The sequence below is a fragment of the Psychrobacillus sp. NEAU-3TGS genome, assembly GCF_029955155.1.
Lineage (GTDB): Bacteria > Bacillota > Bacilli > Bacillales_A > Planococcaceae > Psychrobacillus.
This window is the reverse complement of the sequence record NZ_JAPNOZ010000012.1, coordinates 237082-251839: the sequence shown is the minus strand read 5'-3', so window position 1 is coordinate 251839 and position 14758 is coordinate 237082. Positions and strand designations below refer to the sequence as shown.

14 protein-coding genes are annotated in these 14758 nt (G+C 38.3%); 4 read left to right on the top strand and 10 right to left on the bottom strand.

The features are described 5' to 3' along the window. Positions 1-151: 151 nt before the first annotated feature. The gene (locus OR571_RS17545) at positions 152-1342 is read left to right on the top strand and encodes an oxalate decarboxylase family bicupin (RefSeq protein ID WP_282246274.1); all 1191 of its coding nucleotides are present in this window, start codon (positions 152-154) and stop codon (positions 1340-1342) included. A 166-nt stretch (positions 1343-1508) separates the two neighbouring features. Here the strand turns inward: OR571_RS17545 and OR571_RS17540 are convergent, their stop codons facing one another. The 3 genes from OR571_RS17540 to OR571_RS17530 form a co-directional block, all read right to left on the bottom strand. Beyond that, positions 1509-2219, bottom strand: coding sequence for a DUF1835 domain-containing protein (locus tag OR571_RS17540; protein ID WP_282244651.1), 711 nt, complete (start codon positions 2217-2219; stop codon positions 1509-1511). Between the two features lie 32 nt (positions 2220-2251). After that, positions 2252-2617: a hypothetical protein gene (locus OR571_RS17535; protein WP_282244649.1), complete on the bottom strand. Its 366-nt coding sequence runs from the start codon at positions 2615-2617 to the stop codon at positions 2252-2254. An 81-nt stretch (positions 2618-2698) separates the two neighbouring features. Continuing rightward, the gene (locus tag OR571_RS17530) at positions 2699-3106 is read right to left on the bottom strand and encodes a hypothetical protein (protein ID WP_282244647.1); all 408 of its coding nucleotides are present in this window, start codon (positions 3104-3106) and stop codon (positions 2699-2701) included. A gap of 182 nt (positions 3107-3288) precedes the next feature. On the opposite strand from OR571_RS17530, the gene OR571_RS17525 reads away from it, so the two are divergent. Next, entirely contained in the window at positions 3289-3801 is a 513-nt protein-coding gene (locus tag OR571_RS17525) for a ribosomal maturation YjgA family protein (protein ID WP_481900412.1), read from the top strand. Here OR571_RS17525 and OR571_RS17520 read toward each other — a convergent pair. The 5 genes from OR571_RS17520 to OR571_RS17500 form a co-directional block, all read right to left on the bottom strand. After that, complete coding sequence (locus OR571_RS17520; RefSeq protein ID WP_282244643.1) at positions 3792-5096, bottom strand: DUF4179 domain-containing protein; 1305 nt, start codon at positions 5094-5096, stop codon at positions 3792-3794. The genes OR571_RS17525 and OR571_RS17520 overlap by 10 nt on opposite strands. Continuing rightward, on the bottom strand, positions 5097-5588 hold the full coding sequence (locus tag OR571_RS17515; RefSeq protein ID WP_282244641.1) for a sigma-70 family RNA polymerase sigma factor: 492 nt from the start codon (positions 5586-5588) through the stop codon (positions 5097-5099). A 329-nt stretch (positions 5589-5917) separates the two neighbouring features. Then, entirely contained in the window at positions 5918-7051 is a 1134-nt protein-coding gene (gene ald / locus OR571_RS17510; RefSeq protein ID WP_282244640.1) for an alanine dehydrogenase, read from the bottom strand. Between the two features lie 43 nt (positions 7052-7094). Further along, complete coding sequence (locus OR571_RS17505; RefSeq protein ID WP_282244639.1) at positions 7095-8465, bottom strand: aspartate aminotransferase family protein; 1371 nt, start codon at positions 8463-8465, stop codon at positions 7095-7097. Positions 8466-8533: 68 nt separating this feature from the next. Further along, complete coding sequence (locus tag OR571_RS17500; protein WP_282244638.1) at positions 8534-9997, bottom strand: CoA-acylating methylmalonate-semialdehyde dehydrogenase; 1464 nt, start codon at positions 9995-9997, stop codon at positions 8534-8536. Between the two features lie 152 nt (positions 9998-10149). On the opposite strand from OR571_RS17500, the gene OR571_RS17495 reads away from it, so the two are divergent. Continuing rightward, on the top strand, positions 10150-11793 hold the full coding sequence (locus tag OR571_RS17495) for a PucR family transcriptional regulator (protein ID WP_282244637.1): 1644 nt from the start codon (positions 10150-10152) through the stop codon (positions 11791-11793). A gap of 327 nt (positions 11794-12120) precedes the next feature. Beyond that, entirely contained in the window at positions 12121-13530 is a 1410-nt protein-coding gene (locus tag OR571_RS17490; protein WP_282244636.1) for an amino acid permease, read from the top strand. A gap of 52 nt (positions 13531-13582) precedes the next feature. Here the strand turns inward: OR571_RS17490 and OR571_RS17485 are convergent, their stop codons facing one another. Both OR571_RS17485 and OR571_RS17480 read right to left on the bottom strand, forming a co-directional pair. Further along, the gene (locus OR571_RS17485) at positions 13583-14122 is read right to left on the bottom strand and encodes a DinB family protein (RefSeq protein WP_282244635.1); all 540 of its coding nucleotides are present in this window, start codon (positions 14120-14122) and stop codon (positions 13583-13585) included. An 81-nt stretch (positions 14123-14203) separates the two neighbouring features. After that, positions 14204-14755: a GNAT family N-acetyltransferase gene (locus OR571_RS17480; protein ID WP_282244634.1), complete on the bottom strand. Its 552-nt coding sequence runs from the start codon at positions 14753-14755 to the stop codon at positions 14204-14206. Positions 14756-14758 lie beyond the last annotated feature (3 nt).

Genomic DNA, 14758 nt, shown 5'->3' with positions numbered 1-14758 from the left:
ATTACCTCCCATTTTTAAATTATTCAAGTGCAATTACTGGTTTGATTTAGACCTAGTCACGAATTTGTATCATGTAGACAGTCATTTACTCAGTATCCGCATCATATATCAGATTAGAAAAGAATCAGATACGCAAAAAGGAGTCGATGAATTGGATAATCCAGAACTAAATCGAGCTATCTACGATAATATCCCACAACCGATCCGAGATGACGGAGCAGGAGGATATGATACGGGACCAAGAGATGTAATGCGAGATATTGAAAATCCCGACTTGTTAGTTCCACCTAAAACAGATGCTGGCTTACTCCCAAATATGAAATTTTCGTTTTCAGACACGGCGATGAAATTAAATTTTGGAGGATGGTCACGAGAAATCACCGTTAGGGAACTTCCCATCGCTACTACGCTTGCTGGTGTCAATATGAGCTTGACCCCTGGTGGCGTACGAGAATTACATTGGCATCTTCAAGCAGAATGGGCCTATATGATAATAGGTAGAGCGCGAATCACGTCCATCGATAGTGAAGGACGAAATTTCATTGCTGACGTAGGTCCAGGAGATCTTTGGTACTTTCCCCCTGGACTTCCTCATTCGATTCAGGGGCTGGAACATTGCGAATTCCTTCTCGTCTTTGATGATGGTAAATTTTCAGATCTTAGCACCTTGTCTATCTCTGATTGGTTTGCACACACGCCAAAAGACGTGCTATCTGCTAATTTTGGAGTACCGATTAATGCCTTTGATCATATTCCATCAAAGCAAGTATATATTTATCAAGACAAGGTTCCAGGCCCGCTTGAAAGTGAAAAGGTTCAATCTCCCTACGGAACCATTCCCCAAAGTTTCACGCATCAGTTGCTAGCACAAAAACCTTTGAAAACCCCTGGCGGAAGCGTAAGAATCGTAGACTCTACTAATTTTCCTGTATCGAAAAATATCGCAGCAGCCCTTGTGGAAGTGGAACCTGGCGCGATGAGGGAACTGCATTGGCATCCGAATAATGATGAATGGCAGTATTATCTTTCAGGGCAGGGACGTATGACGGTGTTTTCCGGGAATGGCGCAGCTCGGACATTTGATTATAGAGCTGGTGATGTCGGATATGTTCCTTTTGCTAATGGCCACTATATTCAGAATACCGGCGACCAAACTTTATGGTTTTTGGAAATGTTTAAGAGCGATCGATTTGTTGATGTCTCCTTAAATCAATGGATGGCCCTTACGCCACGTGACCTAGTGAAAAGCAATTTGCATGTTGGATCACAATTATTGGATGCACTTAGTAAAGTGAAGCATCCTGTCGTAAAATATCCGGGATTCTCCTATTACTCTAAATAACAATTCTTATAGTTTTGTTTGTATCTAATACTTCTTATTGCGTAAAAAATTTTTCGATAGAAAAATACCCTTTAATTTAGAGTGATAAAATTTAATCAAAGCCACCCTTATAATATCCTGCCTAATAATTTAAGTACACTACAAGCATACTCCGACTCCCAGATGTTCATTCATTTCGCATTCTTACGCTATAATTCCATAGTGATTTAGGTATTCCTTTTATCTCGAGAAAGCCACTATATATTAAATGCCGAATCCTGTATTCCAAAAAGAAAATATCAACAAACCCATCCATTTGTACAAATAATTCTTCTAATACTTTCCCAGTTTTGATGAAATCATTGTTTCCTTGCTGTTTTTGGAGATCTTCTATCCTATGTAAGATGGTCGAATCAACATAATTTTCAGGCACGCCTTTTATTTCACCATTGTTCCAAATACGCAACACTTCTTTCGTTTGTGCTAATGCTTCCCACTCCAATTGTAAATGGCTCCGTTCTTTTTCAGATAATGGAGTGGCCTTATTATTTTTTTCAAACAATATCTTTATATCTTGGGATTCCATTTGGCTGGTATTGAAAATATGTAACTGTTGTTTTTGAGTTCTTAAATGTTTTTCATAAAGATCAGTGGAGTTTATTAGAAATAGCTCACTTGTTTTATCCTTTAATAAGTAGACTAGAAACCGCATACATATTTGTTCATTTGCATTGTTTCCATACCAAATATAGATAGGAACTTCACTAGGTATATCTTCTATTTCTCGGAGTGTATTTGAAAATTTAACGGGATATTCTACTTCCTGTTCAATGTTAATATTTTCAATTAACCAATCTTTTCGAGAAGTTTGACCTGTTTTTTTATCCAGTTCTCCCAAAGGCCCAATAGAAAGGAAATCGGGGAAGCCTACTACAGTCTTTGGTCTTTCAAGACCGACTCTAAGGAACCCGCTGCGGATTCAGAGGAAACGATATGAACCGGGCAAGCTGTTCGTAACTGACGATTTTTTTGGATCTGTTGATTAATGGATTCTACCAGCAAGACCATGTCATCCTGATTTGCAAAAAACGTTTTGCCTTGAATAGGATTACTTTTGTAAGGATCAAATGTTTCAAATTCATCTTCTTGTTCTAATTCAAATGTTCCCCAACCTTCCGTTCTACTTAAATCCAAAACAGTTATGTAATTTTGTGTTTCGTTTTTATAAACAAACACTATATTTGGATCCAACAAGAAATATATAAATGGATAGTTGACTTTAGTTTTTATGACCAATACCTCCTATGTAATAACATTTATTAAACACGAAAACCTGCTGAAGGTGACTTTTTCATAGGAGCTTTAAATGATTTTCCATTAAGTAAAGACTCTATAAAAAATATACATAATGAAATTTAACAGCATTAAAATTAACAACTGTACGGATACAGTGATAAAAATAAATAAAACATCCGTAAATAATACTACTTCACCAGGCGGAAGTTCCTGATGATCTAACACTACTAAGAGCAGAAATGAAGAAACAATAACCGAAACAAAGAAAGCGCCATAGACGAATAGCGCATGTTGATAAAATTTTAGTTTGAATGTGCTGAACCAAAGAATAGTATTTATTAATACAATGATTAAAGGAAAAACTAAAAATTGAAAAACTAATGTATCCATAATTTCGGCTAGGATTGTCCAATAAATAATTTGAGCCAAACAAAGAATAACGGTATTTGTAAAAGCCACCCAGAAGTTGGAACGTTTATTTTTATCCATCTTTCACTCCTTCTATTTTATACATATTCAACGTAAATTCTGTTATCTCCTTCTATAATAAGAAAATACCATAGCCAGCAAATGCTTTCAGTACAAATCTCTACTGCAAAGAATTCGATTTATCCAACTCTTGCTTCCACAATACAATACTTGTATATTGAAGATTAAATATATTCCAAAGAGTGATCTCATTGACTATAAAAAACGAATACATCAATTTACGTTACATTAAAATTAGGATAGCCTATGTAATTACAGTTGCCACTACCATTTTCTTGGGGCTAGCCTCTAGGAGATATAGCCATGAACTTCCGCCGTTTATAGCAGAAAACGCTGGGGATGTTATTTGGGCTATGATGGTCTATTACGCACTCCGTTTCCTTTTGGTGCGTAAAAGGTTAATCTTAGCTATTTGGATTAGTTTCCTTTTTTGCTTTAGCATTGAATTCAGCCAACTATATCAAGGAGAGTGGATAAAGCAAATTCGTGCTACTTCACTCGGAGCTTTAATATTCGGCAAAGGATTTCAGACAGTAGATTTATTTCGATATGTGGTTGGGATTCTGTTAGCTACCTTCTTCGATAAAGTGATACTTTTATCTATCCAGCGAATACACAATAACCCCCGCCGCAAAGGAGGCTTACTTCCTTATAACGGTGGGGGTTGTTACATAAAGGTAAAACCCTATTCATAAAAGGGTATATCAATTTCTACCTTACCGTCCAAATACGATGGATAGCTATTAATATGGAAGCGAATTGGATTCACTGCCTTTTCAAAATCAAATGTAGAGACTTCTGTGACATATGGTTCTTCTCTGCTCATATGCGTTTCAATTAGATTATTACTTAAATTTTTGCCTTCTTGATCCACCATTTGAGAAAACAGCAGCCAACCGCCAGATGGATAAGTGACTTCCAATGTATTATCCGATGGTACTTGAACAGTAATATCCAAATCACTTGGCATATAGAGGACTTTCTTTTGCTCAAAATCTATCTCGATATAGTCCGAACCTTTTGGAAGTGCTTGAATCCTATCTATTTCTAACGTTAATTTTTTCGGCTGTCGGAAGTAATTACTTTGTAAAAATAAGCTCACGTCACCGTCTTCAAAATTGCTGACTCCTCCCGATTCATTTCTTAGTTGCCCCCATTCTTCGCCATTCTCATCAATCAATCTCATTGATGTGAATTTTAGTAATTGCATTGTGTTTTGTTCGTCAGCAGCTAGACGAATCTCTGCACGTAATGGCGAAATTTTCAACTGTTTAATGTCTATTGTTTGTCCATCTACGACAACAGTTTGATTCACCTCATATACTTTTGGTTGTTCAATAGACTTAGTGAGAGTGAACGGTATGGCGAACTTTGTTTCTGCTACATCACTCAAACTTAAATTAAATTCAAATTTCTTGTTGTCATAAGATAAATCATCAGTAGACGTAATTTCAACTTTGTCTTCATGTACCTTCCTTTCACCAGAATGAGAGGTAATGTAGGAATTAATTACACCAAATGGGATGCCTTGTTGAGACACTTCTATAGAAGTTATACTCAAATCGGATAGATCAAAGGGAGATTCCAGCTTATAGAATATTGTCATCCCGGTATGGTCAGCCACAACACCTTGTAAAGTCAACGTATAATCGCCTTCCGTTACCTTAATTCCAAGTTCCTCATAGTAATTATTTTCAACAATATCACCAATTCCTTTATCAAAAGAAATCATGTGCACGATAGAATCAAATCCTGGAATCTTGGCCATCGTTTGTGCAAATACGGGAGATACACGAATGGATGCTACAAACAGTACCAGCATAATAGCAGCTACACTTGCAACTGAATACAGACGACGTTTTCTCTTCTTTGTTAATCGATGCTGTTGCACGGCTTTCATACGTGCTTGATGTAAGGCTTCTTTCGGGATTTCAATTGCTTCTAACTCCTTGATAAGCTTATGCAAGTCCTGCTCGTTCAAGTTAGTCATTTACAGTTCCTCCTTTTCAATAAGGACGCGTAATCTTTTTAATGTCGTGTGTAGCCTTGATTTCACAGTACCTTCGGGAATTTGCTTAAACTGTGCAATGTCTGTGTTCTTCATATCTTGGAAATATTTTAAGTAAATTAGTTCTTGTTGTTCTGGTGGTAAGCTTGCGATGATATCAGCCATTTCGAATGGTTGCTGATCCGTTGATGCGATTTCCACATCATGATTATATATAAATTTCTCTTGCTTCTTTTTCACGTCTAAACAAATATTAATAACAATTCGGACAAGCCATGTTGCTATGTATGCGGGTTCTTTTACGGTATGAATCTTTTTTAAAGCCCGATACGTCAGCTCTTGTACCGCTTCAACCGCATCATGCTCATTTTTCAGATATGCAAAGGCCGTCCGGTAAAGCGTTTCCTCATGTCGGGTTAATAACTCCAATAATGCTTGTTCATCACCCGCGATTGCTCGTTTTTCCAAATTCATGCTCCCACCCCCTCGTTATCTATTAGACAGTTTGAAATCGTAAATCGTTCATTTTATTTTGGTTAATAAAAATAGAGTTCCATTTCGAAGGTGGATATGCTATCCAAACCCTTGATCAAATTGTACTGCTTATTTAATTATTGGAGTAGATAAACTATTTCTTTTGACTCTGCAGTCAATTTTATAAACACTAGTTCAGTTTCCAATCGCACCTAATAAAAAGAAGGGCCACTCCCCTAAATTTTAATTAGGAGAAGCTGCCCTTTGTTTGTATGTTTTATTCTACAAAATAATCGCTCTTTATTCTTACTTACTTCGTTTCTTTTGATCTATTGATGTGCAAATTCCTTCTTTAGTAGCTCTTGTACCGATTTAAATGCATACCCAAGGTCTTCCGCCACCGCCTTGTACGTCACATGACCATCTAATATGTTGACACCTTTTGCTAGGGGCTCATTATCAAGACAAGCTTGAACGTATCCTTTGTTCGCAATTTGTAAAGCATATGGTACAGTCATATTTGTTAAAGCCATTGTGGATGTGTAAGGAACTGCACCTGGCATATTAGCAACCGCATAGTGAACGACACCATGCTTTTCGTATATCGGGTTGTCATGTGTTGTAATTCGGTCTGATGTTTCAAAAATGCCACCTTGATCAATCGCAATATCAACAAGTACGGAACCAGGACTCATGGACTTAATCATCTCTTCCGAAACGAGTTTCGGAGCTCGTGCACCCGGAATAAGAACTGCTCCAACAACCAGGTCAGAATCTTTCACCGATACAGCGATATTATAAGGGTTGGACGCGAGTGTCTGCACATCATTTCCGAAAAGCTCTTCCAATTGTCGGAGTCGATCTACACTTAAATCGATAACTGTTACTTGTGCTCCCATCCCAATTGCAACACGTGCCGCATTTGTTCCAGCAATTCCGCCTCCGATAATGGTCACCTTGCCGCGTGGTACACCAGGAACTCCTCCTAATAGAACCCCTTTTCCTCCGTGAATTTGTTCCAGATATTGTGCACCGATTTGTGTAGCCATACGACCAGCTACTTCACTCATCGGTGATAACAATGGCAATGTATTATTCGGCAATTGTACTGTCTCGTAAGCAATTGCAACGACTTTATTGTCTATTAAAGCTTTCGTTAGAGCCGGCTCTGCCGCCAGGTGTAAATAGGTGAAAAGGATTAACCCTTCTCGGAAATAACCGTATTCTTCTTCTAATGGTTCTTTTACTTTCATTACCATGTCAGCTAGCCATGCCTCTTTTGCTGTTGCAACAACAATGGCTCCTTCGCGGTTGTAGTCCTCATCGGTAAAACCTGATTTTAAACCAGCACCTGTTTCGATATAGACTTCATGACCAGCATTCTTTAATGTAACAACTCCACTTGGTGTCATTGCAACTCGATTTTCATTGTTTTTTATCTCTTTTGGAACACCGATTTTCATTTATACTCCTCCTCAATCTACATGTAGTATTCCTTGATATGGTTTAGCCTTTAAAAGACTCGTTTTCTTTAAATACTTTTTTTAGTACCGCAAGGATAAAATCGACATCTTCATCCGTACAAGAAAGCGGTGGGCTAAGTGCTAGAATATTGTTATAACCGGCAACCGTATCCCCATTTCTTCCAATAATGAGTCCGTTTGCCTTACACTCGCTAATAATTTTTGCAACACGTGCATTAGTCGCTGGCTGTCTTGTTTCCTTGTCATCAACAAGCTCAATCCCTATTAGGAAACCAAGACCGCGGATATCTCCGACAAATGGATGGTCTTTAAGAGTCTCTAACTCTTTTAACACACGTTCTCCAATTTCAGCAGAACGTTCAAATAGATTTTCTCTTTCCATGATGTCTAGGTTTTTTAATGCAACCGCACAAGCTGCTGGATTTCCACCAAACGTATTTACGTGACGGAAATGGCTGTTTTCTTCTCCAGTGTCGAATTTTTCATAAATATCTTTGCGAATTGCGGTTACAGATAGTGGCAAGTAAGCACTTGTCAGCCCCTTTGCCATCGTAATGATATCCGGCTTCAGATTGAAATGCTGATGACCAAACGCTTTTCCTGTGCGTCCGAAACCACAAATCACTTCGTCTACAATAAGCAATACACCGTGACGGTTACAAATCTCTTGGACTTTTTCTAAATAAACAGGATGTGGAATGAGAATACCGCCACCTGTGATAAGCGGTTCCATTATAATTCCCGCAATCGTCTCTTTTTGCTCCCAAATAATTTTTTCTTCAAACTCCTGAGCACGTTGAATATTATATTCTTCGATCGATTGTCCTGCTGGTCTACGGTAATTATCAGGTGGTGCTACATGTAAGAATCCAGGTGCAAGCGGCTCATATTTATATTTACGTAATGCTTGACCTGTCGCTGCTAGTGCCCCCATTGAACTTCCATGATAGGCACGATAACGGGAAATGAATTTATAACGAGAAGGTTCCCCGTTTTGCTGATGGTATTGACGCGCCAACTTAAACGCTACTTCATTAGCATCAGATCCGCTATTCGAATAAAAAATCTGATAATCGTCGCCAAGCATTTTATTTAACCTTTCTGCTAATTCAATTGCTGGTCCGTGACTTTGAGTCATCGGTACATACGCTAGTTTCTTCATTTGCTCGTATGCTGCTTGTGCAAGTTCTTCACGACCATAACCAACATTCACTGCCCACAGTCCAGACATCCCGTCAAGATAACGGTTGCCATCATGATCAGTAATCCATGCTCCCTCTCCGCTCTCTACAACCATCGGAGGATTCTTTTCGTTGTAAGCAGAAATGTGATGCCATACATTTTCACGGTCTTTTTGCACTAATGACTTTGTCGTCTCTTTTGCTGTTGTCATTTTCTCCACTCCCTTTTTAATTTATAAGCTTCAACCCATTTATCCTTTGTTGAACAAATACTTTACGATCAGTGACGAGCTGTTAACATTTTTTTCCGGGTGTAAAACTCAATTCCATCACGGCCATTGGCATGTAGATCGCCGTAGAATGATTTTTTGTAACCAGAGAATGGGAAGAATGCCATTGGTGCAGGTACTCCAAGGTTTACACCAAGCATTCCTGCATCAATCTCCTCTCTGAACTGACGGATTGCTTTTGCACTATCTGTAAATAGACATGCTCCATTTGCGAACTCTGATTTGTTCGCAAACTCAATTGCTTCCTCCAATGTCTCCACCCTCACGATAGATAATACTGGTGCAAAAATTTCTTCTTTCCAAATCTTCATTTCCTGTGTTACATGATCGAAAATGGTCGGTCCAACAAAATAACCACCTTCTGAAGAGGATTTATCGCTACGGCCATCACGTGACAGCTTCGCGCCATCTTCAATACCTGATTCGATATAGCTTAATGTTTTGTCTTTATGGGAATTTCGAATGACTGGACCAAGGAATACCCCTTCTTCTAAACCGTTACCAATTGTCATCTTATTCGACTCTTCCACTAATCTTTCAACCAACTGATCTGCTACATCGCCTACAGCAACGACGACTGCACAAGCCATACATCTTTCTCCAGCAGATCCAAATGCAGCATTAATGATGTTGGTTACAGTTAAGTCCATATCAGCATCAGGCATGACAATCGTATGATTCTTGGCACCTGCTAATGCTTGTACGCGCTTGCCATTCGATGTTCCTGTTTTGTATACATATTCTGCTACTGGCTGTGAGCCTACAAATGATACAGCCGGGATGTCCGGGTGGCTAAGGATGCCGTTCACGATATCATGTGCACCATGTACGATATTGAAAACTCCATCCGGAAGGCCTGCTTCATGCAGTAGCTCTGCAAGACGATTTGCCAAAAGTGGCGTGCGCTCTGATGGCTTTAGAATGAACGTATTACCACTCGCAATTGCTAGAGGGAACATCCAGCACGGCACCATCATAGGGAAGTTGAAAGGGGTAATTCCTCCAATTACTCCAAGTGGATAACGGTACATACCAGACTCAACATTTGTCGCAATATCCGGTAGTTGTGTACCCATCATGAGTGTCGGAGCACCAGCCGCAAACTCTACACATTCAATTCCGCGTAGCACTTCACCATATGCTTCGTTGTAATTTTTTCCGTTTTCCATCGTAATGAGCTTCGCCAGTTGATCCCAGTTTTCAGTTAATAACTGATGATATTTGAATAAAATTCGGGATCGTTGTGGAACAGCTGTCTTTTTCCATTTGGCAAACGCTTTTTTTGCAGCTCTTACTGCATTGTCCAAATCTTCCTTCGTAGAAATCGGAACTTCTGCAAGAATTTCCCCGGTTGCTGGATTCGGTACTTCTTCATATTTATCTGTCGTTGACTTTACCCATTGTCCATTGATGAAATTTGTTAGCGTTTTCTTTTCTACTGCTGTAGTCGTCATATTTTATTCCTCCTATTCTATTTCTCTTGCTAGTTCATGCTATTTTCGATAGACTTCATAGTATACTTTACAAATTATTTTGACTATTGTCACTTTACACTATGTTAAATCATGACCTTATTATTTTTACGTTATGGGGAGGTATCTTTTGGATGAATGAATTGAAATTGACTGTTAGGGATGTGCTTGCTCGTGATTCGTTCAAATGTGCAAGAGTTATTGCGGGAGAAAGTGGATTAGGGCGGCAAGTGAAATGGTCACATGTGTTAGAAGTAAATGACTTTGAATCATTGATCAACGGAGGGGAAATGATTCTTACAACAGGTGGTGGTCTGCAGCTCGACCTTCCTAAGCAACTAGCATATTTAAAAAAGTTAATAGAAAAAGATGTCGCATGTATTTGCATAGAGCTTGGAATTTACTTTAAGGAGATTCCTACAGAACTCATTGAACTTGCTAACAAGCACTCTTTTCCTATTGTTATATTTGAACATACTGTAAAGTTTGTTGACATCACCCAAGATCTTCATACATTTATCATCAATCAACACCATCAAATGCTTTCACAGCTTGATATGCTCTCACGGAAATTTAATGCTTTGTCTCTAACTCCCAATGGTATTTTAAAGATTCTATTAGAGTTGCATCAGTTTTTCCGTGAGGATGTTATCTTCATTACTGATAATGGAAAATCATATTATTACCCATCTGAAACTAAGGAATTAGAAAAAACTATTCGAACTTATCTCGAAGATTCCACTTTGCCCCAATCGGAACAAATACTTTTTACGATCAATGAGCAATCCTTCGCTCTCATGCTAGTAGAAGGACTGGGACAAACTTGGGGATATCTATGCATCCAATTAAAACAGACGATGCCAGACGAATTTACCTTTCTTATGCTGGATCGTGCTGCACTTGCTATTGCCCAGATATTATTGCGCAATCGTACGATTGAAGAGCGGAACCAACATAACGAAGATGAATTTGTCCGGAACTTATTGGATGGCAGAGATTTTGAACAAGGCGATTTACAAAAATATTTACCATCAGCAAGCCGTAACATGCATTTTCGAATTTTTATCATTCAGATGAATTTGCCAGTGACAAGTATAAGTGAAGAAGATTGGGAAGAAATTAAAGTCCAAAGATCTTTAATGATTCGATCTCTATTCAAAAGAGCAGGATTTTTTCCAACAGTTGCATCTTATAAAAATGAGATTGCCATTATTGCTTCCTTCATCGCAGCCGATCACCTTAAAAATGAAACCAACCGTTTTACCCAAGTGATTCAGTGTATTATGGAAATGAAATCCAATAATTTCATCGATGGGACTAGGTGCACTTTTGGTATAAGCATGGTTTATGAAGATCTGCGAGATGTAAAAAGAGGTTACGATGAAGCTAAAAAAGTGCTTACACTTCATGATGCTAAGATAGCAGAAACAAACTTCTTTGAAAAACTAGGTATTTATAGACTCCTTCTTCTTTTAAAAAATAGTGAGGAATTAGAGACGTATGTACTAGATTACTTATCAGCCGTATTAGATTACGATCAGAAGATGGAAAGCAATCTTTTTGAAACACTTCGCGTCTATCTTGCATGCAACGGTTCAAAAAAAGATACTGCAGATCGCTTGTTTATCGTTAGGCAAACTTTGTACCACCGGCTTGAGAAACTAGAATCTTTACTAGGAGAGGATTTTATGGCTCCTTCCAATCGACTTGCCCTTGAAGTGGCCATAATGGCTTACCAATTTATTAATGACAATAAAATGGATGTTGGTATAGTTTAATAAAAACAGCAAATTGTATCTCTTTTTTCTTCTATACTTCTAACGAACCGAGCTATCGCTCCATGCGGCAATTTAACAATCCGTATAATTTAGTAATCTATCTATTTACAAAATGTCCGCCAATTTTCTCTTTTTCTTGTGTATGATGTATGTAAAGACTTCAAAGAATATTCAATCAACTTCTGAAATCGCTTACATCAAAAGGAGGTTCTTTATGCACCCTATAAAAAACAAGTGACAGATCCATTCACGAACTTGATACCGTAATTAGTTGGGGCAAGACATTTTTTTGTCTGGGAAGTAACACTTTCACAAGGGGGAATGTAAATGACAAGTCAACAAGAGCAGTTAAAATCGGACTTAAAGATCCGACATATTAGTATGATCTCCATTGCAGGTGTAATTGGAGCAGGTTTATTTATCGGGAGTGGTGCAGTGATTAATGCTTCCGGTCCAGGGGCAATTCTATCCTATGCATTTGCAGGGGCAATTGTCGTATTGGTCATGAGAATGCTCGGAGAAATGGCGGCTGCCTACCCGACTAGCGGCTCCTTCTCAACATACGCAGGTGATGCGATTGGACCGTGGGCAGGATTTACAATTGGATGGTTGTATTGGTTTTTCTGGGTTGTCGTGATCGCGATTGAAGCGATTGCGGGAGCAGCTATTATGCAGTATTGGATACCTGATTTTCCACTTTGGCTAATGGCACTTATCTTAACTGTTTTATTGACGCTTACTAATCTTTTTTCTGTGAAGTCCTTTGGTGAATTCGAGTATTGGTTTTCACTTATAAAAGTCATTAGCATTGGTTTATTTCTTGTTCTCGGTCTTTGTGTCATTTTTGGATGGTACCCTGGTGTAAACGCACCTGGAACAGTGAATATCCTAGGCGCTGGTGGATTTATGCCAACTGGCATTGGTTCTGTGTTGCTAGGAATTACAGTAGTCATCTTTTCATTCATGGGTACGGAAATTGTCGCAATTGCAGCTGGAGAGTCCGAGCATCCGGGAAAAGCAGTTCGAGTTGCAACTAACAGTGTTATTTGGCGTATTCTCATTTTCTATATTGGCTCTATCGCGCTAGTCGTAACACTATTACCATGGAATTCCGCTAATATACTAGTAAGTCCGTTCGTTGCGGTTCTTGATTATATCGGTATCCCCGCAGCAGCGCAAATTATGAACTTTGTTGTTCTGACTGCAGTTCTTTCTTGTTTAAATTCTGCTTTATATGCAAATTCTCGGATGTTATTCGGGATGGCGAAGAAAGGCGACGCGCCAAAAGGATTTTTAAAACTAAGTAAGAAAGGTGTTCCTGTTCGAGCAATACTATTCAGTACAATATTTTCATATGTTGCGGTTATCTTTAGCTATACTTCTCCGGATAAAATATTTTTGTTTTTAATTAATTCATCAGGGGCTGTGGCTCTATTAGTCTATCTTGTTATCGCATTCTCTCATTTACAGATGCGAAAAAGGCTGGAAAAGGAGAATCCCGAAGCACTTCAGCTTAAGATGTGGCTTTTCCCTTACTTGACGTATGCAACTATTATCATTATTTCGGGAATATACGTCGCTATGCTTATCATTGAATCATTGCGTGTACAAGCCCTACTCACTTTGCTAATCGCTAGCTTGACCATTGCTTCTTATTTCATTTTTGTTCGAAAGAAAGATAAAGTCGGGGAGTTGAAGGAAGGTATTTTACAAGCTTCCTCCAGGACAATCCGCTAGGTAAAATAGAAAAGACGATATTCGCTTTGTGTAGCGATATCGTCTTTTTAATTCATTTGTTTTCCGGATACGCTGCAGCACCAAAATATCTGTCTCTTATAATATTGCAATGATGAAGCTCGTGACCTATTATAATTGCTATTAATGCACGAACAGTTACTTCTGAATTATTTGTAGTACCGCGGCGAAGTAAATCTTTTTCTGCTAAGCTTTTAATTAGGTGAATGGTTGATTGGCGCACAATGTTCAAATTTTGAAGAAGATCTTTTACTGACTGTTTATCAAATGATGCGTGTTGGGCATATTCTTTCTCCTCAAAACCAGGAAGAGAAGCAGTATCCCCACGCGCAATGGCTAATAGTCTATATGCCATTACTCGTTCTGTATCTGCCATATGGCCAATCACTTCTTTTACACTCCATTTTTCACGTGCATAACGAAAATGAGCTTGTTCATCCGAAATGTCGAGTAATAAGCCAATCGTTTTTTCCATTTGCTTTGTTAAAGTTTGTATAAAATCTTCATCCGGTACTAACTTTACATAGCTTGAATAATTTGGTGCGTATTCGTCTTCCTCTAATAATTTGTACATGTATATACCCCTTTATAGTTAATACTTTTACATATTCGGAGAACCATCTATTTATTCGTTTTCCTATTAAATCGAGTACCTTTAGATAAGTTGAAGATCTTCTTTTAAAATGGAGTACATATACAAATCTTCAAATTTACCATTTGCGAATTCATAATGTCTTAACAATCCTTCCCTTTGAAATCCTTGTTTTTCTACTAGTTTTTGTGATGGAATATTCGTTAGTTCGATTAATGCCTCAATTCTTTCTAACTGGAAATGCTCAAAACCATATTTGCTAACTGCCTTCAATGCCTCACTTGCTATTCCCTGGCCCCAGTAATCACTGCTTAATTCATATCCAATTTCCGTTCGATAATGTTTAGGATGTCTATTAAGAAAACCACAGCTTCCTATAACCTTATTAGAATCTTTTAGGGTGATGCCCCATCTAATCCCTGTCCCTTTTTCGTATATTGATTGATACCATTTTATTTCATCCCATACGTCTTCCACTGTTTCAAAAGGTTCTAACCCCATCGGCTTTACAACATCTTGATCCGATAAATATGTATACATATCTTTAGCATCGTCTATTGATACTTTTCTTAAGATTAATCTGTTCGTTTCTAATGTAGGAAAATCTTTTTCCATTGT